This window comes from Pantoea sp. JGM49, assembly GCF_018257655.1.
GTDB classification, from domain to species: Bacteria; Pseudomonadota; Gammaproteobacteria; order Enterobacterales; family Enterobacteriaceae; genus Pantoea; species Pantoea communis.
In genome coordinates this window covers 15,787-41,278 of record NZ_JAERJM010000008.1, presented here as the reverse complement: position 1 = coordinate 41,278, position 25,492 = coordinate 15,787, and the positions used below count along the sequence as shown (strand labels likewise).

Sequence of the window (25,492 nt, the reverse complement as noted above, 5' to 3'; positions counted from 1 at the left end):
TAACGTTTAGCGCTGGCAGCCCAGCCAGCCTTCGCGTCCGGGTATATGCCCACGTACCAGATTGCCCTGCGGGAGTGTGCTGAGATCGTCAGGTAACAACTCGCTCAGAGGACAGAAGTGAATGCCTTGTTGCTCTGCGCGGGTTAACAACTCGCCAAACGCCTTAGAACCGATAATGCCTTCAACTTCAGCATGAATGGTGTACACCGGCGATCCTTCGGCAGCGAGCATCTGCTCAAGAATGAAATCGTTATAGTCAGCGGCGCTAACTGACTGTCCGACGACTTCATCCCAGGTAGGCAATGTCACGGGGATTTGCACCGTGCCTAAGCTGCCATCACGCAGACGCGGCAAGAAGGGTCCAGTACCACGACAATCACTGTTATAGCTGAAACCGAAGGTCTGCTTAGCGGCGACAACGCGGCCATCCGCCCGCCATCCGGCCACGGCAGAGCAAGTGACAGCGTCACCGATAATCGCTTCCAGTGCGGCTTTCCCACGCGAAATCTGTTCCAGCAACTTTTCTTCTGACCACACGCCTGCCCAGGTTTGCCAGGCAAAGTGATCCCAGGCGTGCAGACCGACTTCATGATGATCGGCTGTGGCGCTGATGATCTCCTCCAGACCGCGGCCAATCTCACGTCCTGGCCAGGCCGTACCAGCCAATAAAATATCCCAGCCGTAGAGTGAAGCTGCGCGCGAGCGCAGCATTTTCCATAAGAAGCGCGGTTTCATCAGGCGCCACAAGTGGCGCCCCATGTTATCCGGCCCAACGCTAAAGAAGAAACTGGCCTGCAACTGATGCAGGCTAAACTGCTCTAGCAGCGCCGGAACGCCGAGTTTGGTTCCACGCCAGGTATCAACATCTACGCGCAAACCAATTTTCTTCATGGCTTATCCTGCAACTCAACGGTGCGCAGGAAGAAATCCAGCGTGTTATCGATCGTGGTATCCATCTCAATGGTCGGCGTCCAGTCCAGCAAGCGACGCGCATTTTTGATTGACGGCTTACGATGCTCGACGTCCTGATAACCTTTACCGTAGTAGCTGCTGCTCTCTACTTCGCGGAAACCGGCGAACGGCGGGAATTGGTCGCGCAGCGGATGACGTTCGAAGCTTGCCAGCAGACGTTCCGCCAGCTCTTTGATGCTCGCCTCGTTTTCCGGGTTACCGATGTTGACAATCTGACCGTCGCAGTTGTTGTTCTTGTTCTCAATGATGCGGAACAACGCTTCGATACCATCGCGAATGTCAGTGAAGCAACGCTTCTGTGCACCACCGTCGATCAACTTGATCGGCGAACCTTCAACCAGGTTGAGGATCAGTTGGGTAATCGCACGGGAGCTACCAATACGCGCAGCGTTCAGGTTGTCGAGACGCGGGCCCATCCAGTTGAAGGGACGGAACAGCGTGAAGCGCAGACCTTCTTTTTCGCCGTACGCCCAGATCACACGGTCCAGCAGTTGTTTGGAAACCGAGTAGATCCAGCGCTGTTTATTGATCGGCCCCACTACCAGGTTGGAGTGATCTTCATCGAAGTGTTTATCGGTGCACATGCCGTACACTTCTGACGTGGAAGGGAAGATGATGCGCTTTTTGTATTTTACGCAATCGCGGATGATCTTGAGGTTCTCTTCAAAATCGAGTTCGAACACGCGCAGCGGGTTGCGGGTGTATTCAATTGGCGTAGCAATCGCCACTAATGGCAACACCACATCACATTTTTTGATGTGATACTCGATCCACTCTGAGTGAATGCTGATATCACCTTCAACAAAGTGGAAGCGCGGCTGATCTAGGAAACGGCTAATGGCATCCGATCCAATATCCAGACCGTAAACTTCAAAGTTGTCATCCTGCAGCAAACGTTCGGTCAAGTGGTTACCGATGAAGCCGTTCACACCCAGAATCAACACGCGTGTACGACGTTTAACGGCTGCAACCGGCTGAGAGTACAACAGTGCGCCCGGCACCATTCCCAGACTCTGCGCCAGTTGGCTGCCGTTCATATAGACGCCATTTTCACTTTGTCCGGTTACTACTTCCAGGGCACCTTCTCCGCAGGCAATCAGGAAAGGTTCAACGGAAATCACTGTGCCTGGCTTGGCTTTTGGCGCATCAACATGTACGCGCCCTTTCCACACCACAAATTTCACAGTACCGGCGAAGGCAAATGCGCCCGGCCATGGATCGGTGACCGCACGCACCAGGTTGTTGATTGACTGTGCCGACTGTTCCCACTTAATGCGACCGTCTTCTGGTGTGCGACGTCCCACCACCGTCGCCTGGCTGTGATCCTGAGGAATTGCCGCAATTTCACCACGTTTCATCGCTGGCAGTGCCTGCTCCAGCAATTGTGTAGCACAGGCTGTCAGTTTGCGATGCAGAGTTAAGGCGTTGTCTTGTTCATCAATGGCGACACGCTGCTGTGCCACGATATCGCCTGCATCCGCGCGTTTTACCATGCGATGCAGGGTCACGCCGGTTTCAGTCTCGCCATTCACTAACGCCCAGTTAAGTGGCGCGCGCCCACGATATTTAGGCAGCAGTGAACCATGCAGGTTGAAAGCGCCCAGGCGCGCGCTGCTGAGGATGCTGTCATTGAGCAGATTGCGATAGTAGAAGGAGAAAATGTAATCCGGTGCCATGGATTTAATGCGGTCGACCCACAAAGGATGGTTAGCATCTTCCGGCGCATACACCGCGATACCCTGCTCTGCCGCCAAACGGGCGACAGAACCAAAGAAGTGGTTCTCATTAGCAAAATCAGCATGGGTGAAGATCGCGCTGATTTCGAAACCCGCATTTAACAGCGCAGTAATACCTGCACAGCCCATATCGTGGTAGGCGAAGACGATAGTTTTCATTGCTCAATTTCCTGTACAGAGGAGACATCTTTCTGCGAGTTAATAACACGTTGAATGAAGTAGCGCGGACGAGCGCGGACGTCGTTGTAAATTCGGCCGATGTATTCGCCGAGTAGGCCCATACCGATAAATTGCGCGCCGACAAAAATAAACAGCACCGCAAACAGCATGAACACCCCGTCTCCGGCCCAGTCGGCACCGAGGAACAGGCGCAATACGATCAGTACCAGTGAGAAGGCGAAACCGGCCAATGCAATCAGACTGCCGACAATACTCAGCAGGCGCAGTGGCGTGGTGGTCAGGCAAGTCACCAGGTCATACATCAGATTGATCAGCTTCATAAAGCTGTATTTCGAATCACCAAATTCGCGCTCGGCGTGGGCGACAGGCAGCTCAATCGTGCGGCGCGCAAAGGTGTTGGCCAGGATAGGAATAAAAGTGCTGCGCTCGTGACAGTTGAGCATGGCATCGACAATGTGACGGCGATAAGCACGTAACATGCAGCCATAGTCACCCATCGCTTTACCGGTGACGCGTTGAATCAGCTGGTTGATGGTGCGGGAAGCGCGGCGACGGAACAAACTGTCCTGACGATTTTGACGCACAGTACCGACCACGTCATAACCCTGCTGAGCGGCTTGCACCAGATTGGGAATCTCTTCGGGTGGATTCTGCAAATCCGCATCCAGTGTGATAATCAGGTCGCCTGATACATGGCTAAAACCGGCCATGATTGCCGAGTGTTGTCCATAGTTGCGGTTCAGCAATACGCCGACCACATGGCTTCCGGGCATGTCAGCGGCATCGGCGATCATCTCACCTGAGCGGTCGCTACTGCCGTCATCCACCAGCAAAATCTCATAATCGAGATTCAGCACAGCACATGCCGCATCGGTGCGACGCACCAACTCTGGCAGGCTCTCCTCTTCGTTGTAAACCGGGATCACCACGGAAACTTTACGAATATCTTTTTCTTCGAGCATGTCAATCAAACTCCAGCGATATGACGTAATGCACCGATTACGCGGCTGACATCTTCATCGCGCATATCAGGGAACAGCGGTATTGAGCAGATGCGGTCGCTATTCCATTCCGTGTTGGGCAAGGAAAGTTGCGGATAACGTTCGCGGTAATACTTGTGGGTATGCGCAGCCCGGAAATGCAATCCGGTACCAATATCCTGCTTTTTCAATGTTTCCATTAGTGCATCGCGGCTTAAACCGCAGGTGGCTTCATCGGCGCGGATGATAAACAGATGCCAGGCATGTTGATGAGACCATTCAGGCTGAGCGAGCGGTAAGAAAGGGGTATCCGCCAGCTCGATCAGATAACGCTGCGCAATCTCAGCACGACGCGTATTAATGGCAGCCAATTTGTTTAACTGCACCAGCGCAATCGCCGCGCTGATATCTGGCAAGTTGTATTTGAAACCTGGCATGATCACTTCAGCCTGCGGTTTGCGCCCATGGGTATGGCGGTCATAGGCATCCACACCCAAGCCATGGAATTTCAGGCTGCGCATACGATCGGCAAGTTCAGCGTCATCGGTGACGATCAAACCGCCCTCTGCACAAGTCATATTCTTAATGGCATGGAAGGAGAAAATGGCCGTACCTTGCTGGCCAACGTGCTGACCTTTGTAGTAACAACCTGCGGCATGTGCAGCATCTTCTATGACTGCAATGCCGTGGCGCTCACCGATTGCGCGAATCGCATCAATATCCGCAGGTGCCCCGGCATAATGCACTGGAATAATGGCACGGGTGCGAGGCGTAATCGCTGCTTCAATTTGCTCAGGAGTGACCATCAGCGTATCGCGATCAATATCAATCATCACCGGGGTTGCGCCAAGCAACGTGATGATATTAATCGTCGACACCCACGTCAGCGAAGGGGTAATAACCTCATCACCGGGTTGAATATTTAACGCAAGAAGCGTGACGTGCATGCCTGCCGTGGCGGAACTGACAGCAATCGCATGTTGATTGCCGGTTAACTGGCAAAAGGCTTGTTCCAGTTCCGCATTTTTAGGGCCAGTAGTGATCCAGCCAGATTCAAATACCGCTTTTACCGCTGCTAACTCTTCCTCGCCTAATGAGGGACGCGAGAATGGAAGAAAAGTCATAAGTTTACCTTACCGTTTCAAACCCAAAGTTGCCTGCAATAGGGCCAGTTGCAGTGTGCAATCATAAAGTTTCTCAACAACATCCAGTAACTTGCTGTTTAAACGTAGATTAAGCGGAACCAATTCGGTAGCACGAACTGTTAATTCTTTAATCTGGCGCAAAAAACTTAAGCACACCTGTCATATTGCCTCGTAGAACAAAATACGGAGGAAAACTTAACGGAACATTAAATGGCAGTAAGACAAGATGAGTTATTTCTTAAATGTTGATGATCGGTAGAAGAATCTGGCTGGTAATGTCGTTGTAAAAAGAATATTCATCAATCTTTCATTAAAGATTCAAAATAGGTTAACCACCGCAAGACATACGAAAGGAGGAATAGGAAGTTTCTATTTAAATCAATAATAAACATAACGATAAAAATTCAACCTATACTGTTCTTAAGGTTAAATTAATATTCAAATCTTACTCTATGTTGGGAAATCAAACGGCATATAAATGGAGGAGGATACGCAATGAATACAGGAGCCGACAGACTCGCTCAGGCAGCGCTGCGCCGCCACCATATCGGGGTGAAAACCAAAGGTTTGCGTTTTCGCGGTGACATGTATGTGTTTCGCTACAACGCAGGCCATTATGACGTTTTTCTCAACAATGACCGCGTGATGTCACTGGCCACCAGCAACGTTCAGGAAGCCATTCAAATGTTCAAACAGCAGTCCTCTCTCTGACTGCTGTTCCTGCCCCTTATGCTCTACGTTTTTACGGTTGGATTGTTGAATCTGCTCTGAAATCTCACTGATAAACTATGTAATACCCTGTTCGAACTCGCTAACTTTAACATTCGAGCGTAGCGTCTCCTGGCTCATGCAAGGGGATCGCCGAGGTTAATCATGGAGTGGACGTTATGGATAGTCGTGTGGGTGTTGGGATCAAGCGTTGGCAGCTTCATTAATGTCGTGGTTTATCGACTGCCCAGACAATGGCTGCATTCGGAAGCGCAGATAAGTTTGTGGCGGCCCGCTTCACACTGCCCGAAATGCAAACAGGCGCTGCGCTGGCGGGATTTGCTGCCCGTGATCAGCTGGCTGCTTTTACGAGGTCAATGTCGAGATTGTCACTCTGCAATCAGTGCACGTTATCCCGTGGTCGAATTTTTCAGCTCATCGGTCAGCCTCATCCTCGTCTTCTTGTTTCCTGCTGATGGACATTTCGCCATCACGCTCCTGCTGTTTTGGGCGCTGCTAACCCTATCGCTGATCGATATTGACCATTATTTGTTGCCGGATGTGATCACCCTGCCATTGCTGTGGTTTGGACTATTATTAAAAGCAGTCGGATGGCTACCGGGCTCACTCAATGATGCCGTGTTTGGCGTGGTTTCAGGTTACAGCGCACTTTGGTTAATCAGCCATTTATATCAATGTGTTAGTGGTAAATTAGCACTGGGTATGGGCGATGCAAAGTTAGTGGCGGCATTAGGCGCCTGGCTGGGTTGGGCACTTTTACCCTATGTGCTTTTGCTAGCTTGTAGTGGCGCAATTTGCGCACTATTTTTCGCCAGTATTGGCTGGCAACGTGACCTCTCTCAACCCCTTGCATTTGGTCCCTGGATTGCTCTGGCGGGCATAAGTCTTTTTATTAACACGATTATTTAATAACCACTTCATCTGCTGGCGCTAAAATAGCCGGCCAATTAGTGGCCAACGCCCTGATTCCTATATGAAAAGAATAAACAAATCTAAACAAAATAAATCATTGTGATGTACGTCAAAAGGCTCTATATTGGCCGCGTTTTTTAAACCACTGATACTTTTTTGTTCAACTAGTCAATCGGCCAGCCATCACGAGCCCCGGTTGAAGGAGAGATATGATGACGGATAAAGTCCGTATTGATAATTTTGGTGCCAACGCATTCAATGGAAACAACGACGCTTTCTTAGCCCGTCAGGCTGAGTTTGAATCAAACGTCAGGAGCTACCCGCGCAAGTTGCCTTTAGCGATTGCCAAAGCCAACGGCGTGTGGATCACAGATGTCGAGAATAAACAATATCTTGACTGCCTGGCTGGCGCAGGGACGCTGGCACTTGGTCATAACCATCCTGATGTTCTGCAGAGCATCCAAAATGTCATTACCAGCGGCTTGCCGTTACATACTCTTGATCTGACGACACCTCTGAAAGATCAATTCTCAGAATCTCTGCTCTCGCTGCTGCCTGGCCAGGGTAAAGAATATTGCCTGCAGTTCACCGGTCCTTCCGGTGCGGATGCGGTTGAAGCAGCACTGAAGCTGGCGAAGAAAGTCACTGGCCGTAGCGGCGTGATCAGCTTCTCTGGTGGTTACCATGGTATGACTCATGGTGCGCTGGCTGTGACTGGCAACCTGTCACCGAAAGAAGCCGTTAACGGCATGATGCCAGAAGTGCAGTTCATGCCTTACCCGCATCTGTACCGTTGCCCACTGGGTCTCGGCGGTGAAGCGGGTGTGAAAGCCCTGACTTACTACTTCGAAAACCTGATCAACGACGTGGAAAGCGGCGTGCGCAAGCCTGCAGCCGTTATCCTGGAAGCCGTTCAGGGTGAAGGCGGTGTGAACCCTGCTCCGGTCGAGTGGCTGCAGCGCATCCGTAAAGTCACTCAGGAACACGGTATTCTGCTGATTCTTGATGAAGTTCAGGCAGGCTTTGCCCGTACCGGCAAATTCTTTGCCTTCGAACACGCAGGCATTGAGCCAGATATTATCGTGATGTCTAAAGCAGTAGGCGGTGGTCTGCCACTGGCTGTTCTGGGTATCAAAAAGCAGTTCGACGCCTGGTCTCCAGGTCACCATACCGGTACCTTCCGCGGCAACCAGCTGGCGATGGCAACCGGTCTGGCCACTCTGAAAGTCCTGACCGAGCAGAACATCGCCGGTAAAGTGGCTGAACAAGGTGAATGGCTGAAAGCACAGCTGGCTGAGATGCAGAAACGCTTCCCGGTTATTGGCCACATCCGCGGTCTGGGCATGATGATCGGTATCGAGATCGTTAAACCAAACGAAGCGGCTGACCATATGGGTAGCCTGCCGGCTGATGGTGAACTTTCTGCACTGCTGCAGAAGAAGTGCTTCGAAGCAGGTCTGATTCTGGAGCGTGGCGGTCGTCACGGTGCAGTACTGCGTCTGTTGCCGTCACTGCTGATCACCAACGAAGAGCTGGCGATTTTCCTGGATAAATTTGAGCAGGCGCTGATTGGCGCTGGCGTCAAACCTGTTTGATTGGAAGAGTAAATGTCTGAAGTAAACCCGATTCTGGCCGCCTCTGCACAAAGCATTGAGGCGTACCAGCAGGCGATTGCCCAAAGCAGCGCCGCGGTTGTGCAGTGGCTGCAACAGCCTGAGATGTATCAAGGCAAAAGCGTTGCAGAACTGCGCGAGCGTATCACGCTCGACTTCAATCCAAACGGCCTGGGTAACCAGGCCGCGATTGAACGCGCGATTGAGTATTTCCTGAAAGACAGCCTGTCAGTGCACCACCCACAATGTGTGGCGCACTTGCACTGCCCTAGCCTGGTGGTTAGCCAGGCTGCCGAAGTGTTGATCAACGCCACCAACCAGAGTATGGACTCATGGGATCAGAGCCCTTCTGCCACCATCATTGAGGTCAAACTGATCGAATGGTTGCGTGCACAGGTGGGTTATCCAGCAGGCGATGCTGGCGTGTTCACCAGTGGTGGCACCCAAAGCAACCTGATGGGTCTGATGCTGGCGCGTGATGCGTTCTATCAGCGTCAAGGTCATTCCGTGCAGTTGGACGGCATCACTGGCGATCTGCGTAAGATCAAAGTGTTGTGTTCTGAGAACGCGCACTTCTCGGTACAGAAAAACATGGCGCTGCTTGGCCACGGCTACAATTCTGTGGTGCAGGTGAAGTCTGACCAGTTCGCACGCATGGACGTTAACGACCTGAAAGCCAAACTGGCGCAGGCCGAAGCCAATGGCGAGCAGATTTTGGCGATTGTCGCGACGGCTGGTACTACCGATGCGGGTGCGATTGATCCACTTCGCGAAATCGCGGGCATCGCGGCTGAGCACAACATTTGGATGCATGTCGATGCAGCCTGGGGCGGTGCACTGCTGCTGTCTGAAAAGTATCGTGACTATCTGGACGGCCTGGAGTTAGTGGATTCGGTGACTCTCGACTTCCACAAACAGTATTTCCAGACCATCAGCTGTGGCGCATTCCTGTTGAAAGACGAGCGTCACTATGAGCTGATGCGTTATCAGGCGGCTTACCTGAACTCTGAGTTCGATGAAGAAGCCGGTGTTCCTAACCTGGTTTCAAAATCTCTGCAGACCACGCGTCGTTTCGATGCATTGAAACTGTGGATGGGTCTGGAAGCGTTGGGCCAGAAACAGTATGCCGCGATCATCGACCACGGTGTGACGCTGGCACAGGAAGTGGCGAAGTTTGTTGCGTCAGAACCACGCCTTGAGCTGGTGATGCAGCCACAACTGGCAAGCGTGCTGTTCCGCTATCGTCCAGAGCAGCTGACCGATACCGCGCAGATTGCTCTGTTCAACCAGCGCATCGGCGATGCTCTGCTGGATTCAGGCCGCGCTAACGTTGGCGTGACTGAAAACCAGGGCGTTACCTGCCTGAAACTGACGCTGCTGAACCCAACCGTGACGCTGGAAGACATCAAAGTCCTGCTGGCGCTGGTGGAGAAAACCGCGAATCAGTTGCTGAACGCGTAATTTCGCTTCAAACGAAAAGCCGATAACTGGCAACAGTCATCGGCTTTTTTATTGCCTGTCAATTGCCCAGCCCGTTCATTTTTGCTCACTCATCCCTCTCGAATAACAACCCATTTGGTTGATTGGCAGATAACGTTAGCACGATCAATGACGGTGCAAGTTGCACCGTCATAAGGCTCGATCACGTGGAAAACTGCCTATCAGGTGTTGAAACACTCTCATTTACCCTCTGGCACGGTAATTGCTTATTACTGTCAACCGCATCCTGCATGTCAGGAACAGGCGCCGAAGTCTGGTAAGCGGTTTGTGGCACTCTGCCACTCCAATACATCGAATTCAGGCGAAGAAGCCCCACCGGCAATGCTGTCGGCGGGGCTTTTTTTATTGGAGTAAAATTATGAGCAAGTCAAAAGCGTGGTTTCAGGGACCTCAAGACATCACCGAAGCGGAAGCCGTGGAAGATTATGCCGTTGGGCGTGTTCCCTCCCACTATCGCTGGCCGATCCCGGCCATCATTTTAGTGTTACTGGGAAACTCGACCGCCATGTTTTGGTTCAGCCTCGGCGCGGATATGAGCTATCAGGTCGGCTGGCCGCTGCTGCTATTACCGATTGGATATATGGTGGTGTTTGCGACCTTAATTGGCTCCTGCATTATGAAAATGGCCAGTAAAGAGGGCCTGTCGCTCAATCTGATGACGCGAGGCCTGGGCTTCGGATATATGGGGTCGGCTTTTACCTCGCTAATCTATGCCATCAACTTCATCTTTTACTTCTTGTTCGAAGGCACCATCGTGTCGCATGCCATTGCGAACTACGCGGGCGTCCCGGTTAACTCCTTCACGGGCATTGCGATTTTTGCATTAATGGGATTGGCGGCAATCTGGTTTGTGTGGAAAGGCATGTCGTCGATGCAGTTCCTGCAAACCTGGGGCGTGCCGATCTTCATCTTGCTGTTCGGTTTCTGCATCTGGCAACTCACGCACCATTATCCGTCGGTGGGCTTCGGTGGCTGGCAGCCTAAAGCGGAAGTCGACAGCAATGCGCTGTGGTTAGTGATGAACATGGCCAATGGACAAATTGTGTTTCAGGGCCTGATGGCGACTGATTATGGCCGCTTCGCTCGTCCCGGCGTCAGCCATAAAGGCACGGCGACTATCATGCTGGGTATGCTGATTCCGATTGTAGTGGTGATGCTGTTCGGCGCGTTTATGGCCTATACCCTGATGCCACACATTCAGGGAGAGGATGTCTGGTCACTGGCATTAGATCCAGGCTTCGTCTTCCCGCTGATTATTGGGCTGACCGGCGTGCTGTTTGCTGTGATTACACAGATTCGTATTAACGTGCTGAACCTCTACTCCGGATCCATCGCATTGTCGAATACCATGGATATGGCGTTTAACTATCGTCCAGGCCGTCAATGGTGGATGCTGCTGGTCTGGCTGCTCGGCGTGGTGTTCTACGTCTGCAACATTCTGCAGTACACCGGTACTTTCCTGTCGATTACCGGCATTCTGACCAATACCTGGGTGTTCATAATCCTCGCTGACTATTATGTCTGCCGCAAAGTGTTGCACCTTGCGCCGTCTGATTTTGTCGAATTCCGCAAAGAGTATCTGCGGATGTGGAACCCAAGTGGCGTCATTGCCCTTTGCGTTGCGGTGGCCATTGGTGCCGCTGGCGTACTCGGTGTTTATCCTATGGTGTACGCGTCGTTCATCGCCATGCTGGTGGGGCCTCTGCTGCACGTTGCAATCAGCGTCGCTACGCGCGGTCGCTATTACTTCAAGACGTTCCCGCAAGATATGCAGACCAACTGGAAACCTTCTGATGCCTATCAGGGACCAAAGCCCGTCTTCAATCCATTGCTGAGTAAGGAGGCTGAATAATGAACGTTAAGGTTGCCACAATTCAGTTTGAACCCACGCAATTTCGCAAAGATGAAAACGTCACTCATCTGCTGCAACTTGCCAGCCAGGCGGCCCGTGATGGCGCGCGATTGATTGTCATGCCGGAAATGGCTACCACCGGTTATTGCTGGCAGGATCGTGCGGAAGTTGCACCTTTTGTAGAAACCGCTGATGGCGTGACCAGTCAGGCTTTCGCTGCTATCGCACGGGAGTTCCAATGTTATCTGGTGTTTGGTATGCCGGAGCGTGACCCTGTCACAGAAATCTATTACAACAGTGCTGTTTTAGTCGGCCCGCAAGGTGTGATTGGCGTTCATCGCAAAACCCACCCTTATATTTCTGAACCCAAGTGGGCTGCCAACGGTGATGCCGGGCATCAGGTCTTTGCCACCGAAATTGGTAATATCGCCTTGCTGATTTGCATGGATATCCATTTTATCGAAACCGCTCGCCTGGCGGCGTTAGGCGGCGCGCAAATTATCTGTCATATCAGTAACTGGTTGGCTGAACGGACACCCGCGCCCTACTGGTTAAATCGCGGTTGGGAGAATGGCTGCGCCTTAATTGAAAGTAATCGTTGGGGCTGGGAGCGCGGCGTACAGTTCAGCGGCGGCAGCTGTATCGTTGACCAGAATGGCATCGTTCTGGCTAGCCGTGATAGCGGCGATGGCGTGATAGCAGCTGAGTTAACGCTGTCTGCGGAGAATCCTTCACTGCGCAAACGACGCCCTGAGCTGTATCAGCGCCTGATGACCAATACCTTTATGTGGAATCCGCAGGATTTCTTTGGCTTGTACGGCGGCGATCCCCTGCCTGCCGCCAAAGATTCACGTATCGCTGTAGCGCAGTTTCATCCAGCCAATAACATTGCTGAAAATCTATCGGTGATCCGTCATTGGGCCGAACAGGCAAAATCACGCGGTGCTGAACTGCTGATTTTGCCAGAACGAGCGCTGACAGGGGGCGAAGGTAAGAATAATGCGCTTACGCTAAACGATGCGCCAATTCAGAGCCTGCTGAAACTGGCGATTGAACTGGATATCGCGTTGTTAACTGGATTTGCCGAATGCGAAGGTCAGCAGTTTTATAACAGTGCGCTATTGGTAAGCAGCGCGGGATTGAGCGCGCACTATCGACAAATCCACCTCAGCGAAAGCGATCAGCAATGGGCTAGCGCAGGCAATCAATGGGTGACCTGCGATCTACCCTGTGGACGCGTGGGAATTCTGCTGGGTGAAGATTTGCTGGTACCAGAGGCAGCACGCATTCTGGCACTGGAAGGGTGCGACATCATCGCCTGTCCCGCCCTGCTCAACACGCCGATCCCGCTGGCGCATACGGGGACGGAGATCCCGCACGCCTGGCCGATTCCGCGCGGTGCCGACCCGTATCACTGGCTATTACCTCGCGTACGCGCGGGCGAGAATAATGTCTGGCTGGCCTTTGCCAACTGGACGCCAGCGACCGGCATGAGTTTTGGGCTGAGCGGTGTGTTTGGCCCGGATACGTTTGCGTTTCCACGTACCGAAATCAAAGTGCCGGGCACGGATGGCTTGGCGGTGCTGGATATGACTACCGGGTCAGCGGAAACCGCATATCCTAATCATGTAGTGAGACGAAAGGATTTGGTATTGATGCGCCAGCCGCACTATTACACCCCACTGGTGTTGCCGTCCAGCCAGTAAACACAAGGAGCGGCCTGTTATGACTGTCGTGGTCTTCAACGGTGCAACAGTCGCTCTTATTAAAGCTGATGTATGTCGTTATGTTCTGGCGGCCACCCTGCCGCCAGAACAGGAAAGACGTTTAATCACCAGGAGACTCTATGTCTGCCACACCCCCGCCAAAGAGTGTCATTCCGATTGGCATCCTTTACTCCGTATCCGGCGATTATGCCGTGATCGGCCGCGAAATGCTCAACGGCATCCTGCTGGCGATTGAAGAGATCAACGCCAACCCTGATTATCACTTCACCCTCGCGCCAGTGGTGCGTGACCCTGGCGGTTCGCTGGATAAATATTATGACGACTGCCACGACTTACTTTTTCGCCACGGTGTACGTCATGTGATTGGTTGCTACACGTCAGCGGCCCGCAAAACCATTCTCCCGCTCATCGAATCTGCCAACGCTCTGCTGTGGCACTCCGCACGCTATGAAGGTTTTGAAAGCAGTAACAGCGTAATTTATCTGGGGGCGACGCCCAATCAGCATGTGTTGCCGCTTCTGAACTGGCTGTTGCAGCAGCAGAATGTCGCGATGTATCACGTGGGGTCGAATTACGTCTGGTCATGGGAGATGGATCGCATCACGCGTGAAGCGGTCATCCCGGCTGGTGGCGAAGTATTAGCCAGCAAGTTACTGCCGCTCGGTGAAGAGAATGTCGATGAGCTGATTACCGATATTATCGCGCAGCGGCCCAGGGTGCTACTCAACACCATGGTGGGAAAAAGTGCGTACAGTTTCTACCGTGCCTGGCATCGGGCCAGCCATCAGCAGCCCTGGCTCAATGACGTATTAAAATTAAGCCTGACGCTGTGCGAGCCGGAAGTGAACATGATTGGCGCAGAAGCTCTTGAAGGATATCTGGTCTCAGCGAGTTGGTTTCAGTCCATCGACAGTGCCGCCAACCACGATTTTTTACGCTGCTACCGCCAGCGTTTTGGCGAAGACGTGTCCCCCTCCGTTGACAGCCAAAGCGCCTGGTTGGCGGGACACCTGCTGGCGCGCGCTATCAACCGTCAAGGTGATGCTGACGTTGAGGCCGTGCGTGCTGCCGTGCTTAAAGATGAGATGGATTCCCCCGCCGGACCGATCCGAATTGATGCCGATAATAATCACAGCTGGCTGACGCCGCATCTGGCGCGCTGTCATGATGGCAAGCTAGAAAGTTTTTGGCAGGCACCACAACCGGTAAAGCCTGATCCCTGGTTAGCATGGACCGATCTCGATAATCTGAATCAGGATGGAGAGCGCACATGAGCCGAAAAAACGTGCAAATGCGCGGACTCAAAGTGTGCGTAATGGGCTGTGCGGATCGTGATAATCATCACCTGGAGCAACAATTTTCCCGTATGGGCATTCGGGGAGAATTTTTCCCGGCCTTCCCAGATGTAGAGCAGCTAGTCGGGCAACAGTTACTGGTGTTCGATGGCGACAACCCAGCGCTGTTTCATCCCACTAACAAATTGCCCTGGCCGCCCTTACCTAAAATTGCGCTCACCGCGATGGAAACACCTTCGCGACTGCAGTGGATAACTGAGCAGAAAATTGACAGCTATATGCGTAAACCGGTGCGCTTCGACGGCGTGATGACTGCCTTCACGCTGGCGCTTGAGAGTGCAGCGCGTTTTGCCCAACTGGAACAACAACTTAAGCGTCAGGAGGAACGTCTGCGCGCGCGCAGGTACCTGTTCTCCGCGCAAATACAGGTGATGCAAGCGTTTCAGTTAGGGGAAGATGATGCTTACAACCTGCTACGTCTTGCGGCCATGGCGCAGCATATGACGATTGAGAATCTCAGCTGCGAGTTTCTTAACAATCAAACATCCTGGTTAAACCTGCTTAAAGCGCTGGCAGCTGAGAAATTATGAAAGTGGTTCAGGCAACGTGAAACACTCACTCATCTTGCACATTAAGTTCGCGCACATAATCAAGAAAAGCCTGCAGCGGTGCTGGGATCAAACGGCGGTCGTTATAGTAAAGCCACAGTCCGGAAAAGCTCTGCCACCACTCGCTTAGGATGGGTTGCAGGCTGCCATTATCCAGTGCGGATTTGATCCAATCCTCAAACAGATAGACCACCCCTGCGCCGGATACCGCAGCCGCGACCGTGAGATCCATGGCCGCGCCGATGCTGCAAATAAGCGGCCCCTTAGGCTGTAAACGCACCACCTCTTCGCCCTTTTCAAACTCCCAATCTGCAATGACTCCTGTGGCATAGCGGCCATATAGACAACGATGCTTTAGCAAATCACGTGGATGTTGTGGCGTGCCAAATTTTGCAAGATAAGCGGATGAGGCCGCTGCTGCAAAGCGTTGTACGCGGGGTCCAATCGGTAATGCCACCATATCCTGTTCGAGATGATCGTCGTAACGAATTCCGGCATCACAGCCGTCGCGGAAGATATCCTGCACATTGCTTTCCGCCACCACTTCCAGCTGTATGTCAGGATATCGCGCCAAAAAGCCGGGCACGATAGAGGGCAAAACCAGGCGGGCCGCGCTAACGGGCACATTGATTCTTAACGTGCCACCCGGTGTGTTGCGGAAATGATTGAGCGAATCGAGTGCCGCATCCACTTCATTCATTGCTGGCATTAAGCGCGTCATTAACGCCCTGCCTGCTTCGGTGAGCGCGACGGTGCGCGTGGTGCGATTGAACAACCGCACGCCCAACTGCTCCTCAGCTCGTCTTACGGCGTCACTTAAACGAGAAGGATTGCTTCCCGTCATGCGGGCGGCTTCACGAAATCCGCCCGCTTTTCCCACGGCCACCACCGCATGTAGCAGTGCAATATCCAATGCCATTGTTCGCCATTCCGCACACTGTGTCCTGATTTCACCGGATAGTTGCACAGCCATGCGTCGATTACAATCTGTACACACATCGACGAAGGAGGTTTCCATGTCTCACAACGTAAATACTTATACTTTGGGCGATCGTCAGGTTAAACGCCTCGGTTATGGCGCCATGCAGCTCGCTGGCAAAGGCGTGTTTGGCCCACCGGCAGATGAGAATCGGGCATTACAGGTGCTACGTGATGCGGTGGCTGCTGGCGTGAATCATATCGATACCAGCGACTTTTACGGTCCGCACATTACTAATCAACTGATTAAAAAAGCCCTGCATCCCTATTCCGACGATCTGGTGATCGTCACTAAAGTCGGTGCACGTCGTGATGCGAAAGGAGGCTGGTTGCCCGCTTTCTCGCCCGATGAATTGACCCAGGCGGTAGAAGACAATCTGCGTCATCTTGGTCTGGAGGTGATGGAAGTCGTGAATCTGCGTTCGATGCTCGACGTGCACGCACCTGCAGAAGGCTCACTCGAACCGCAGGTCGAAGCGATGATCAAGCTTAAAGAGCGCGGACTGGTAAAGCATATTGGTCTGAGCAACGTAACGGCCAAACAAGTGGCGGACGCGCAGAAAATGACGCCCATCGCCTGTGTGCAGAATCTTTACAATCTGGCGAATCGCCAGGATGAAGCGTTGGTCGATCAACTGGCTGCGCAGGGCATTCCTTATGTGCCGTTCTTCCCATTGGGTGGTTTCTCACCGCTGCAATCCGAGCAGCTTACCGCCGTGGCCGAAGAGTTGAATGCCACTACATTGCAGGTTGCCCTGGCCTGGTTACTTCAGCGCTCGCCAAACATTCTGTTGATTCCTGGCACATCATCACCAGAACATCTCCAGCAGAATCTCGCCAGTGGCGATCTGGTGTTGAGTGCTGATGTCGTGCAACGTTTAAACGGCATCGCTTAGTCCTGAATGACGCGGCCCCCGGGCCGCCCAACATTATGATTGCATGCGCACACGTCTACGAACGCGCTAAAATCCCGCTCTCCATCAGACATGCCTTCAATACACCAAACGCATCCTGACACTGACGCTCATCCACGCAGGCATAACCCAGCAGCAATCCTCGTCGCTCCTGCTGGTGCATGTAATATTGCGACAGCGGTCTAACCTTCACACCGCGCCGCAGCGCCAGTGCAGCAATCGCCACATCATCACATCCAGCCGGTAAATTCACCACCAGATGCAAGCCCGCTTCATGATTGACGCGCGGCATAAAATCAGCGCCAAGATAACGCTCAATCAGACCCGCTAAAAATCGACGACGCTGGCTGTAGAGTTTGCGCATACGGCGGATATGCGCCATGTAATGCCCTTTCTGGATAAATTCCGCCAGCGCCCGCTGCACCAGCAGATGCCCGCCACGATAGAGTTCCGCCGCCGCCACGCGTAAAGGTTGAGCCAGCGCTTTTGGCACCACCAGATAACCCAGTCGCAGTGCCGGATAGAGCGTTTTGCTGAACGTGCCCATGTAAATCACCGGCGCATCGGGCTCAAAACCTTGCAGCGAGGGAAATGGCTGACCCGCGAAGCGAAACTCACTGTCGTAGTCATCCTCTATCAACCAGGTTTTATGTTTGCTGGCTAAATCCAGCAACTGCTTACGTCTTTCAAGGCTGAGATGAACGCCCAATGGGTATTGGTGTGACGGTGTCACAAATATCACTTTTGGCGCCCGACTGCGCGGCGGTAAGTCAGGAATAATGCCCTGATCGTCGACCGGCATGGCCTGTATTTTCAACCCATTGATGCGTAAAAGATTACGGGTTCCCCAGTAGCCAGGCTCTTCAATCCACGCGGTATCACCCGGATCGCAGAGTACGCGCGTGACCAGATCAACCGCCTGATGGATGCCTTCGGTGATGATGATTTGATCCGCATCCGCACGCACCGATCGGGCCACGCTGAGATAGTCCGCCAGTGCCTGTCGCAATAGCGGACAGCCGCCATTGCTGCTGTAAATTAGTCGATCAACATCGGGCTCGCGATTTAATCGCGCCTGAATCTGGCTAAAGAGTTTGTGCGGAAACTGCGTGACATCCGGCGCGCCTGGCACAAACGCGCCCCATTGATAAGGCGAGGCGTTGGCATGGCCCAACAGCGATGCACCGCGTTTAGAAATCGCCGCCGTTTTCACGCTCAGCGGCAGCGTCAGGTCATCGCCACGCGGGCTGTTTAAACACCCTTCAGGCAGCGTTTCGGCGATCCAGGTTCCGCTGCCGGTGCGCGCTGTAACATAGCCCTGTGACATCAAATTTTCATAAACGTTAAGTACGGTATTACGTGACACCGATAACTCCCGTGCCATATCGCGCGTGGCCGGTAATCGCGTGGCGCGTGGAAAAATCCCCTCAACAATCGCCGCCTGCATACACGCTAACAGGCGCTGCTGCAACGTCCCTTCCGGCATAAACTGCAAACGTTCTAATACATGATCGGCGTACAAACTCCGCAATTGGCTCCATCCTTTTCTGTAAAAGTGGCTCTGGCAACAAACCTTAGCGCAGGGATAAATAAGCGTGTTTGTCGTGATTTGTAAAGACGCTTATCGCTAAGGAAAGGTTATGGAAGGTAAAAACAGCCAGCTGCAACAACGTAAAGATGACGCACTCCCACGTGGCACCGGTAATCTTTGCCAGTGGTATGTCGATCAGGCAGAGAACGCGACGTTGCGTGACGTTGAAGGCAACAGCTGGATTGATTTCGCTGGTGGTATCGCGGTGCTCAACACCGGCCACCGTCATCCGCGCATTGTGAAAGCCATCGCGGAACAGTTAGAAAAATTCACCCATACCGCGTTCCAGGTGACGCCTTACGAGAGCTATGTCGGCCTGGCAGAGCGCATCAACAGCGTGGTGCCCATAGCCGGTAAAGCCAAAACCGCCTTTTTCTCAACCGGTGCTGAAGCGGTTGAGAATGCCGTTAAAGTTGCGCGCGCCGCCACACGCCGTCACGGCATTATCACCTTCGGTAACGCGTTCCATGGTCGTACGTTTATGACGATGGCGATGACCGGTAAAGTGGCCCCCTATAAGCGTGACTTTGGCCCGATGCCTGCTTCCGTGTGGCACGCTCGTTACCCCAACAACGTGACCGGTATCAGCGTTGATGATGCTTTGGCGAGCCTGCAAGACATCTTCACTCAGGACATCGCGCCGCAAGACGTGGCAGCCATTGTGCTGGAGCCAGTACAAGGTGAAGGCGGTTTCCACATCGCCCCTGCTGAGTTCTTCGTTCGCCTGCGCCAACTGGCCGATCAACACGGCATTCTGCTGATTGCCGACGAAGTGCAAACCGGCTTTGGTCGTACTGGCAAGCTGTTTGCCATGGACCATTACACCGTTAAACCAGACTTGATCACTATGGCGAAAAGTCTGGCGGGCGGCATGCCGTTGTCTGCGGTGAGTGGTCGCGCAGAGATCATGGATGCGCCCGGCCCCGGTGGGTTGGGTGGCACTTACGCCGGAAACCCGCTAGCGATTGCCGCCGCGCATGCGGTGCTGGATATTATTGCTGAAGAACAACTGTGTGAGCGCTCAGTGAAACTGGGTGCGCAACTGGTCGAATTCCTCAATGAGGCACGTCGCCACTGCTCTGCGATCACCGATATCCGCGCATTAGGTTCGATGGTCGCGGTGGAGTTTGCCGAGGCGCAAACCGCTCAGGCCATCCAGCAACACGCCATGGCGCGCGGTTTACTGTTGTTGACCTGTGGTCCGCAGGGCAACGTGATTCGCTTCCTCTATCCGCTCACTATTCCGGATGCGCAATTCAGCCAGGCGCTGGAGATTCTCAGCCATGTGCTGAGCGCGCACCAGGATTCGTAGGCCCCCAGCTTAGCCAGCCCGTATGCGGGCTGGTCATCCACCTGCTGCAGCCAGGCTGTGTCAAATCACAGCCCGAGAGACAATCTGGAGAAAACAATGAGTTCACAGAATGCTGATGCGCTTGCGCAAGGCTTAAAGCCGCGTCATGTCCGCATGTTATCCATTGCCGGTGTAATAGGTGCCGGCCTGTTTGTCGGTTCCGGTCATGCTATCGCCGAAGCAGGCCCCGCCGTGTTACTGGCCTACATCGCAGCCGGTGCGCTGGTGGTGCTGATTATGCGCATGTTAGCGGAAATGGCCGTTGCCTCACCGGACTCCGGCTCTTTCTCCACCTATGCAGATAAATCACTGGGACGCTGGGCTGGATTTACCATTGGCTGGCTCTACTGGTGGTTTTGGGTGCTGGTCATTCCGCTTGAAGCCAATGCCGCAGGCACGATATTGCACAGTTGGTTCCCGCAGATTGCCGTGTGGGAATATACACTGGCGATCACCACGTTTCTGACGGTCAGCAACCTGTTCAGCGTGAAGAATTACGGTGAGTTCGAATTCTGGTTTGCGCTGCTGAAAGTGGTCGCCATTGTCGCCTTCCTGATTGTCGGCAGCCTGGCGATATTCGGCCTGATGCCCGGTAGCAGCACACAAGGCATTTCCCATCTCTATGACACGCACGGGTTTATGCCAAACGGCATCGGTGCCGTACTGGCTGCCATTCTGACCACCATGTTCTCCTTTATGGGAACGGAAATCGTCACCATCGCGGCAGCGGAATCACGTGAACCGAAAAAGCAGATAACGCAGGCCACCAACTCCGTGATCTGGCGTATTGCGCTGTTTTATTTGCTGTCGATCTTCATTGTTATCTCGCTGGTGCCGTGGAATACCACATCGCTGATGAAAGCCGGTTCGTATCAAACGGCGATGGAGATGATGAATATTCCTTACGCGCGGCAAATCGTCGATGTAGTGGTGTTGATCGCGGTGTGCAGCTGTCTTAACTCTGCGCTCTATACGGCTTCACGCATGCTGTATTCGCTTTCCCGTCGTCAGGATGCCCCTGCCGCGGCATCAAAAACCACGCGCAGCGGTACGCCCTGGGTTGCAGTCATCGCCTCAACTGCCGCTGCATTTCTCGCGGTGATCGCCAATTATCTGGCACCCGCAGCAGTATTTGAGTTCCTGCTAGCCAGTTCCGGCGCGATTGCGTTACTGGTTTACCTGGTGATAGCGGCCTCGCATCTGGTGTTGCGCAAAAAGCGCGAGGCACGGGGTGAGATCTTAAGTTATCGCATGTGGCTGTTCCCAGGCTTAACCTGGGCAACCATGGTGTTCATCGTGGGAGTGTTGGTCTCAATGCTGTTTATGCCGGCGCATCGCTCTGAGATCATAGCCACCGGTCTACTCACGTTGGCGGTGTTGATCACCAGCCGCATCGTGCATCGTAAACGCGCTTTGCGCGAGCGCGAGGCGTTAGTGGCAGTGCGTTCATAATGCCAGAAATTTCCGGGCTGGGAGGCCCGGAAGCCTTACTCATATTGCACATCGATCCTGATCGACTCTTCCGGCACGTTAATCACCACAACGCATTTATTCCACACTGGCTTCCCTTCGGTCATATCGTGCTCAACGAAGTAGTGTTGGAAATCTTTCAATGCTTCAGTTAAATCACCAATTGCCTGTGCATCAGGTTCAAACCAGTCTGGCTCGCCGTTTTCATCCAGATAATCGAACTGGTATTCACCGCCCTCGTCATCGGCAAACAGTTCAGCTTTTACGATTAATTCGCGTGCACCTTGCGGTCCACAGCTGAAAACAATCATCGCGATGCGGCGGTAAAGGTCTTCATAGGTCATGGCAGTGTATTCCTGTTTTTAGTGAGTTCCCGTGGGCAGCGTTCGTCATGGATGGCATAACAACGTTACCGAGGGCTCTTATTGACTTTAAGGCTGATGAGAAGAGAATGAGGCTCTTCGAACAGTAAATTGAAAAAAATGGAGTTTATCATAGCCTGTTCCGCGCGTTTTCCCCGTATAACTACCGTGAATAAAATGGCCACGCTATTGGCTGCACTGCTTTTAGCCAGCTGCAGTTCCGAGCCGCCTAAATCACTGGTCACCCCGTTCCCGACAGTAACGCCGAAACCGCATCCTGTTCAGCCCGTTGCCAGCGCAGAACCGGTGCGTGGTGTGTGGCTCACCACGGTGTCGCGCCTTGACTGGCCACCCATGGCCTCAGTGAATGCCAGCCCGGCAAATCGCATCAGCCAGCAACAAAAGGCGCTGACCGATAAGCTGGATAAACTTAAAAGTCTCGGTATTAATACCGTCTTCTTCCAGGTGAAACCTGACGGCACGGCACTGTGGCGTTCTAAAATCTTACCCTGGTCAGATATGATGACCGGAAAGATTGGGGAAGATCCCGGTTACGATCCGCTGCAGTTTATGCTGGATGAAGCACACAAACGCGGTATCAAAGTGCATGCGTGGTTTAACCCTTATCGCGTTTCTACCAACGTGAAACCCTCGACGGTGGCAGAACTCAACAACACACTCTCCCTGCATCCAGCCAGCGTTTTTGTGCTCCATCGTGACTGGATCCGCACCGCAGGTGATCGCTTTGTGCTGGACCCAGGCATTCCTGATGCCCGCGACTGGATTACCAGCATCGTGGCGGAGGTGGTTGCAAATTATGATATCGATGGCGTGCAGTTTGATGACTATTTCTATGCGGAATCGCCCGGCTCAACGCTGAATGACAGCACCACCTTCCGCCAGTATGGTCAGGGATATGCCTCGAAAGCGGACTGGCGACGTCACAATACTCAGCAGCTGATTGAACAAGTGTCCCGCACCATTAAGCAGTTAAAACCGAATGTCGAATTCGGCGTCAGCCCCGCTGGTGTGTGGCGCAACGTATCCCACGATCCCGCAGGCTCAGACACGCGCGGCGCGGCGGCCTACGACGAATCTTATGCAGATACGCGTAAATGGGTGCAGTTGGGCCTGTTAGATTACATCGCGCCACAGATCTACTGGCCATTTTCACGCCAGGCTGCACGTTATGATGTGCTCGCGAACTGGTGGGCCAATGTAGTCAAACCCACGCACACCCGGCTCTATATCGGTGTAGCGCTGTATAAAGTCGGTGAAACCTCCAAGATGGAGCCAGACTGGACCATTAATGGCGGTGTGCCGGAACTGAAAAAACAGCTGGACCTCAATGAATCTGTGCCACAAATTAACGGCACTATTCTGTTCCGCGAAAACTACCTTAACCAACCGCAAACTCAGCAGGCGGTGAATTATTTACGCAGCCGTTGGGGAAGTTAATTTCTACAGCAACTTACAACCGATTTTTCCGGTATATCTCATCCAACATACGGAGATGAAAACTACGCCAGCAACAGACGTTGCTGGCTGCTCTTTAGATAAACGGCTCTGTTGCACTATTTAAAGGAATACTCCATTCGTTGCCATTCACCCGGACTTTCAAATAACGCCGGGTACGCCATTTTCCCGGTTCGTACTCTTCAGGCTGGCCAGTAATAACCGTTCCATTTAACAGCAATTCCTGGTCGTTGTTGTAGCCGATCCCGACTTTTTCATTGCCAATCCAGTGTTGTTCGAAAGCCACCACAGGGGCTACATCGAACTTTTGCGCATCGGCTTCAGAGCAGGCGGTATAGCTTTTGCGGAAGATAAAACATAATCCCGCCTTGTAGCGATCTTTACCATTGGTTTCCACCAGCGCGGTGGCAAATCCAGTGAATTGCGCCAATTTAACGTAGAGCTTCGTACGGGTGGCACCGCCTTCAATGTGCACTTTCGTCACCGGACATGAGCCTTCGCCATACCAGCTGCCAATGGTATTGGCATTATTGCGCGCCTGGAGGTAAATATTGGCCACCCCTTCTGGCGTCCGTCCAGAGTACTGAGTTTGCGTGGCGCTTTGCGATAATATTTGCGATGTCCCCACCACACGCACGTGAATCTGAGTCCCTTCATCCGAGAAATTAAATTCGCCAATGTAGAACCATTTCTCTTTATCGCTACGGTTATCCATATGGTGTTGCGAGGTAATATAATCGTAGTTTAGCGAGCCCTGAATGATGGCACCCCAATCCGATATTTCCATCAGCCCGCGATCACCTTCCGCCAGCAGTGACCAGGGTTCGATACCTGCGGTACTGTAATCAAACCCGGCGCTTTGATTATGAATACTTTTCTGAATGATCAACGCGCGGCAATAACCCAATTTTAACGGGTTAGTCGTTGATTCAATCGCCAACCCCTCTATCACCCACTGACCATTAGTTAAATCCCCGGCGAATTCTGAATGTTCAATCCAGCCATTACGAATAAAGGATTGGGTGCAGCGCGGTAAATCCAACACCGGCTTTAGGGTATTTTCTTGCAAATTGAAGTTGGATAATTCAATGGCCGTGCTGTGGTCCCAGGCACCTGCTGCACGATCGGACCAGCGCGCATACACAATGCTGTCCTGACAGCCTCTTGAATAAAACTGATCAATCTTACAATCCAGCGTATCGATCAGATCCAGTGCTCGTCCGCCCAGATAGCGAAACTCCATACTGCTCACCCGCAGAAACTGCCCACCGGTAATAATGTTGGCGTAAAAACCGACTTTATTAAATGCGGTACCGCCGTCTCCGCCGTTGTTTGAACTCATGCCTTTTACCACAATGCCTGATATCTCTGCATAGCGCGCATTCACTTTGAAAAAATGGAGCCCTCGGGGCTGGGTCTCCCAATTGAAAACTAACGTGGTTGTCGGAAAGTAGCCAAAATTGACATTGGCGCCTGAAACTTTAAAACGGTTAATCTCTTTGTCTGAGATGTCGAAAGTAGACATGCTGAATACACCGGCGGTAAAACGGATACCGGCAGCAGGCAGCACACGCTGTGACCAGGTAAACATACGTTTTACTGCCTCGATACAATCCGTTTTACCGTCGGCTATAGCACCAAAATCCAAAACGGTGACGGTGCTGTAATCCTGAATCACTCGCTTCCAGCGTTTATTGCCTGCCGCGATAAAGACAATTCCACCATCGTCTGGGCTGGTGGTATCGGTCGCGTCATACACAAACACCCCGCCGCCCATTTTACTGCCTTTGGTGTACTCCAGCACCGACGCAATTTCCCCGGCGGATGTCGGTTCTGTAGCACGTAATTCATCAATGGTTTTTAACTGCACAACGGTACCCGTTGCGGCGTTGACGGCATTTTGTGGCGTGGTGTTATTGGACGCATTAACCATGGTGTACCCCTTAAATATTAAGAGAAAATAACTGCCCCCATGCAGTATAAGTAGCTGATAGTTAATATGTTGATGTGTGCCAGTGTAATTAGAGGCGTTAAACATCCAACAGATAAATGGAATTAACCAAGATAATGATTGTAGAAAGAAAGCGCAGCGGTAAGGGCG

20 protein-coding genes are annotated in these 25,492 nt (G+C 52.7%); 12 read left to right on the top strand and 8 right to left on the bottom strand.

The genetic code is table 11. The features are described 5' to 3' along the window. Positions 1 to 6: 6 nt before the first annotated feature. From arnD to arnB, 4 genes are read right to left on the bottom strand one after another with little or no spacing between them, the layout of a single operon-like run. Positions 7 to 891 (bottom strand): 4-deoxy-4-formamido-L-arabinose-phosphoundecaprenol deformylase, encoded by an 885-nt coding sequence (gene arnD, locus JK231_RS14925; RefSeq protein WP_211728925.1) that lies wholly within the window; start codon positions 889 to 891, stop codon positions 7 to 9. Beyond that, the gene (gene arnA, locus JK231_RS14920; RefSeq protein ID WP_211728924.1) at positions 888 to 2,867 is read right to left on the bottom strand and encodes a bifunctional UDP-4-amino-4-deoxy-L-arabinose formyltransferase/UDP-glucuronic acid oxidase ArnA; all 1,980 of its coding nucleotides are present in this window, start codon (positions 2,865 to 2,867) and stop codon (positions 888 to 890) included. The genes arnD and arnA overlap by 4 nt, the downstream gene beginning before the upstream one ends. Beyond that, positions 2,864 to 3,850, bottom strand: a complete 987-nt coding sequence (gene arnC / locus JK231_RS14915; RefSeq protein ID WP_211728923.1) for an undecaprenyl-phosphate 4-deoxy-4-formamido-L-arabinose transferase — start codon at positions 3,848 to 3,850, stop codon at positions 2,864 to 2,866. Before arnC ends, arnA begins: the two co-directional genes overlap by 4 nt. 5 nt (positions 3,851 to 3,855) lie before the next feature. After that, a complete protein-coding gene (gene arnB, locus JK231_RS14910; RefSeq protein ID WP_160833836.1) occupies positions 3,856 to 4,992 on the bottom strand; it encodes a UDP-4-amino-4-deoxy-L-arabinose aminotransferase in 1,137 nt (378 codons plus the stop codon). A 516-nt stretch (positions 4,993 to 5,508) separates the two neighbouring features. On the opposite strand from arnB, the gene JK231_RS14905 reads away from it, so the two are divergent. The 8 genes from JK231_RS14905 to JK231_RS14870 all read left to right on the top strand — a co-directional run bounded on the left by JK231_RS14905 (position 5,509) and on the right by JK231_RS14870 (position 15,231). Then, complete coding sequence (locus tag JK231_RS14905; protein WP_097117901.1) at positions 5,509 to 5,724, top strand: hypothetical protein; 216 nt, start codon at positions 5,509 to 5,511, stop codon at positions 5,722 to 5,724. Positions 5,725 to 5,886: 162 nt separating this feature from the next. Further along, positions 5,887 to 6,651 carry an A24 family peptidase gene (locus tag JK231_RS14900; RefSeq protein WP_211728922.1) on the top strand — a complete coding sequence of 255 codons (765 nt, stop codon included), beginning with the start codon at positions 5,887 to 5,889 and terminating at the stop codon, positions 6,649 to 6,651. Between the two features lie 215 nt (positions 6,652 to 6,866). Continuing rightward, positions 6,867 to 8,249: a diaminobutyrate--2-oxoglutarate transaminase gene (locus tag JK231_RS14895; RefSeq protein ID WP_034829839.1), complete on the top strand. Its 1,383-nt coding sequence runs from the start codon at positions 6,867 to 6,869 to the stop codon at positions 8,247 to 8,249. Positions 8,250 to 8,261: 12 nt separating this feature from the next. Next, positions 8,262 to 9,728 (top strand): aspartate aminotransferase family protein, encoded by a 1,467-nt coding sequence (locus JK231_RS14890; protein ID WP_097117899.1) that lies wholly within the window; start codon positions 8,262 to 8,264, stop codon positions 9,726 to 9,728. Between the two features lie 397 nt (positions 9,729 to 10,125). Beyond that, positions 10,126 to 11,619 carry a cytosine permease gene (locus JK231_RS14885; protein WP_211728921.1) on the top strand — a complete coding sequence of 498 codons (1,494 nt, stop codon included), beginning with the start codon at positions 10,126 to 10,128 and terminating at the stop codon, positions 11,617 to 11,619. Beyond that, on the top strand, positions 11,619 to 13,325 hold the full coding sequence (locus JK231_RS14880; RefSeq protein WP_211728920.1) for a nitrilase-related carbon-nitrogen hydrolase: 1,707 nt from the start codon (positions 11,619 to 11,621) through the stop codon (positions 13,323 to 13,325). The genes JK231_RS14885 and JK231_RS14880 overlap by 1 nt, the downstream gene beginning before the upstream one ends. Before the next feature lie 140 nt (positions 13,326 to 13,465). Next, a complete protein-coding gene (locus JK231_RS14875) occupies positions 13,466 to 14,620 on the top strand; it encodes a transporter substrate-binding domain-containing protein (protein ID WP_160833832.1) in 1,155 nt (384 codons plus the stop codon). Beyond that, complete coding sequence (locus JK231_RS14870) at positions 14,617 to 15,231, top strand: ANTAR domain-containing protein (RefSeq protein ID WP_097117896.1); 615 nt, start codon at positions 14,617 to 14,619, stop codon at positions 15,229 to 15,231. The genes JK231_RS14875 and JK231_RS14870 overlap by 4 nt, the downstream gene beginning before the upstream one ends. 25 nt (positions 15,232 to 15,256) lie before the next feature. On the opposite strand, the gene JK231_RS14865 is transcribed toward JK231_RS14870, so the two are convergent. Continuing rightward, on the bottom strand, positions 15,257 to 16,168 hold the full coding sequence (locus tag JK231_RS14865; protein WP_211728919.1) for a LysR substrate-binding domain-containing protein: 912 nt from the start codon (positions 16,166 to 16,168) through the stop codon (positions 15,257 to 15,259). Positions 16,169 to 16,265: 97 nt separating this feature from the next. On the opposite strand from JK231_RS14865, the gene JK231_RS14860 reads away from it, so the two are divergent. Further along, positions 16,266 to 17,123, top strand: a complete 858-nt coding sequence (locus JK231_RS14860; protein WP_160833830.1) for an aldo/keto reductase family oxidoreductase — start codon at positions 16,266 to 16,268, stop codon at positions 17,121 to 17,123. Positions 17,124 to 17,178: 55 nt separating this feature from the next. Here the strand turns inward: JK231_RS14860 and JK231_RS14855 are convergent, their stop codons facing one another. Further along, positions 17,179 to 18,672: a PLP-dependent aminotransferase family protein gene (locus JK231_RS14855; RefSeq protein WP_058961043.1), complete on the bottom strand. Its 1,494-nt coding sequence runs from the start codon at positions 18,670 to 18,672 to the stop codon at positions 17,179 to 17,181. 109 nt (positions 18,673 to 18,781) lie between these two features. Here JK231_RS14855 and gabT point away from each other — a divergent pair, with 109 nt between their 5' ends. Together gabT and gabP are read left to right on the top strand one after the other, a co-directional pair. Then, positions 18,782 to 20,044: a 4-aminobutyrate--2-oxoglutarate transaminase gene (gene gabT / locus JK231_RS14850; RefSeq protein WP_058961044.1), complete on the top strand. Its 1,263-nt coding sequence runs from the start codon at positions 18,782 to 18,784 to the stop codon at positions 20,042 to 20,044. A 96-nt stretch (positions 20,045 to 20,140) separates the two neighbouring features. Further along, positions 20,141 to 21,535 (top strand): GABA permease, encoded by a 1,395-nt coding sequence (gene gabP, locus JK231_RS14845; protein WP_097117893.1) that lies wholly within the window; start codon positions 20,141 to 20,143, stop codon positions 21,533 to 21,535. A gap of 35 nt (positions 21,536 to 21,570) precedes the next feature. Here the strand turns inward: gabP and JK231_RS14840 are convergent, their stop codons facing one another. Further along, complete coding sequence (locus JK231_RS14840; protein WP_211728918.1) at positions 21,571 to 21,897, bottom strand: hypothetical protein; 327 nt, start codon at positions 21,895 to 21,897, stop codon at positions 21,571 to 21,573. Positions 21,898 to 22,035: 138 nt separating this feature from the next. Here JK231_RS14840 and JK231_RS14835 point away from each other — a divergent pair, with 138 nt between their 5' ends. Next, the gene (locus tag JK231_RS14835; protein WP_211728917.1) at positions 22,036 to 23,373 is read left to right on the top strand and encodes a glycoside hydrolase family 10 protein; all 1,338 of its coding nucleotides are present in this window, start codon (positions 22,036 to 22,038) and stop codon (positions 23,371 to 23,373) included. A 94-nt stretch (positions 23,374 to 23,467) separates the two neighbouring features. Here JK231_RS14835 and JK231_RS14830 read toward each other — a convergent pair whose 3' ends face one another. After that, complete coding sequence (locus JK231_RS14830) at positions 23,468 to 25,324, bottom strand: hypothetical protein (RefSeq protein ID WP_211728916.1); 1,857 nt, start codon at positions 25,322 to 25,324, stop codon at positions 23,468 to 23,470. Positions 25,325 to 25,492 lie beyond the last annotated feature (168 nt).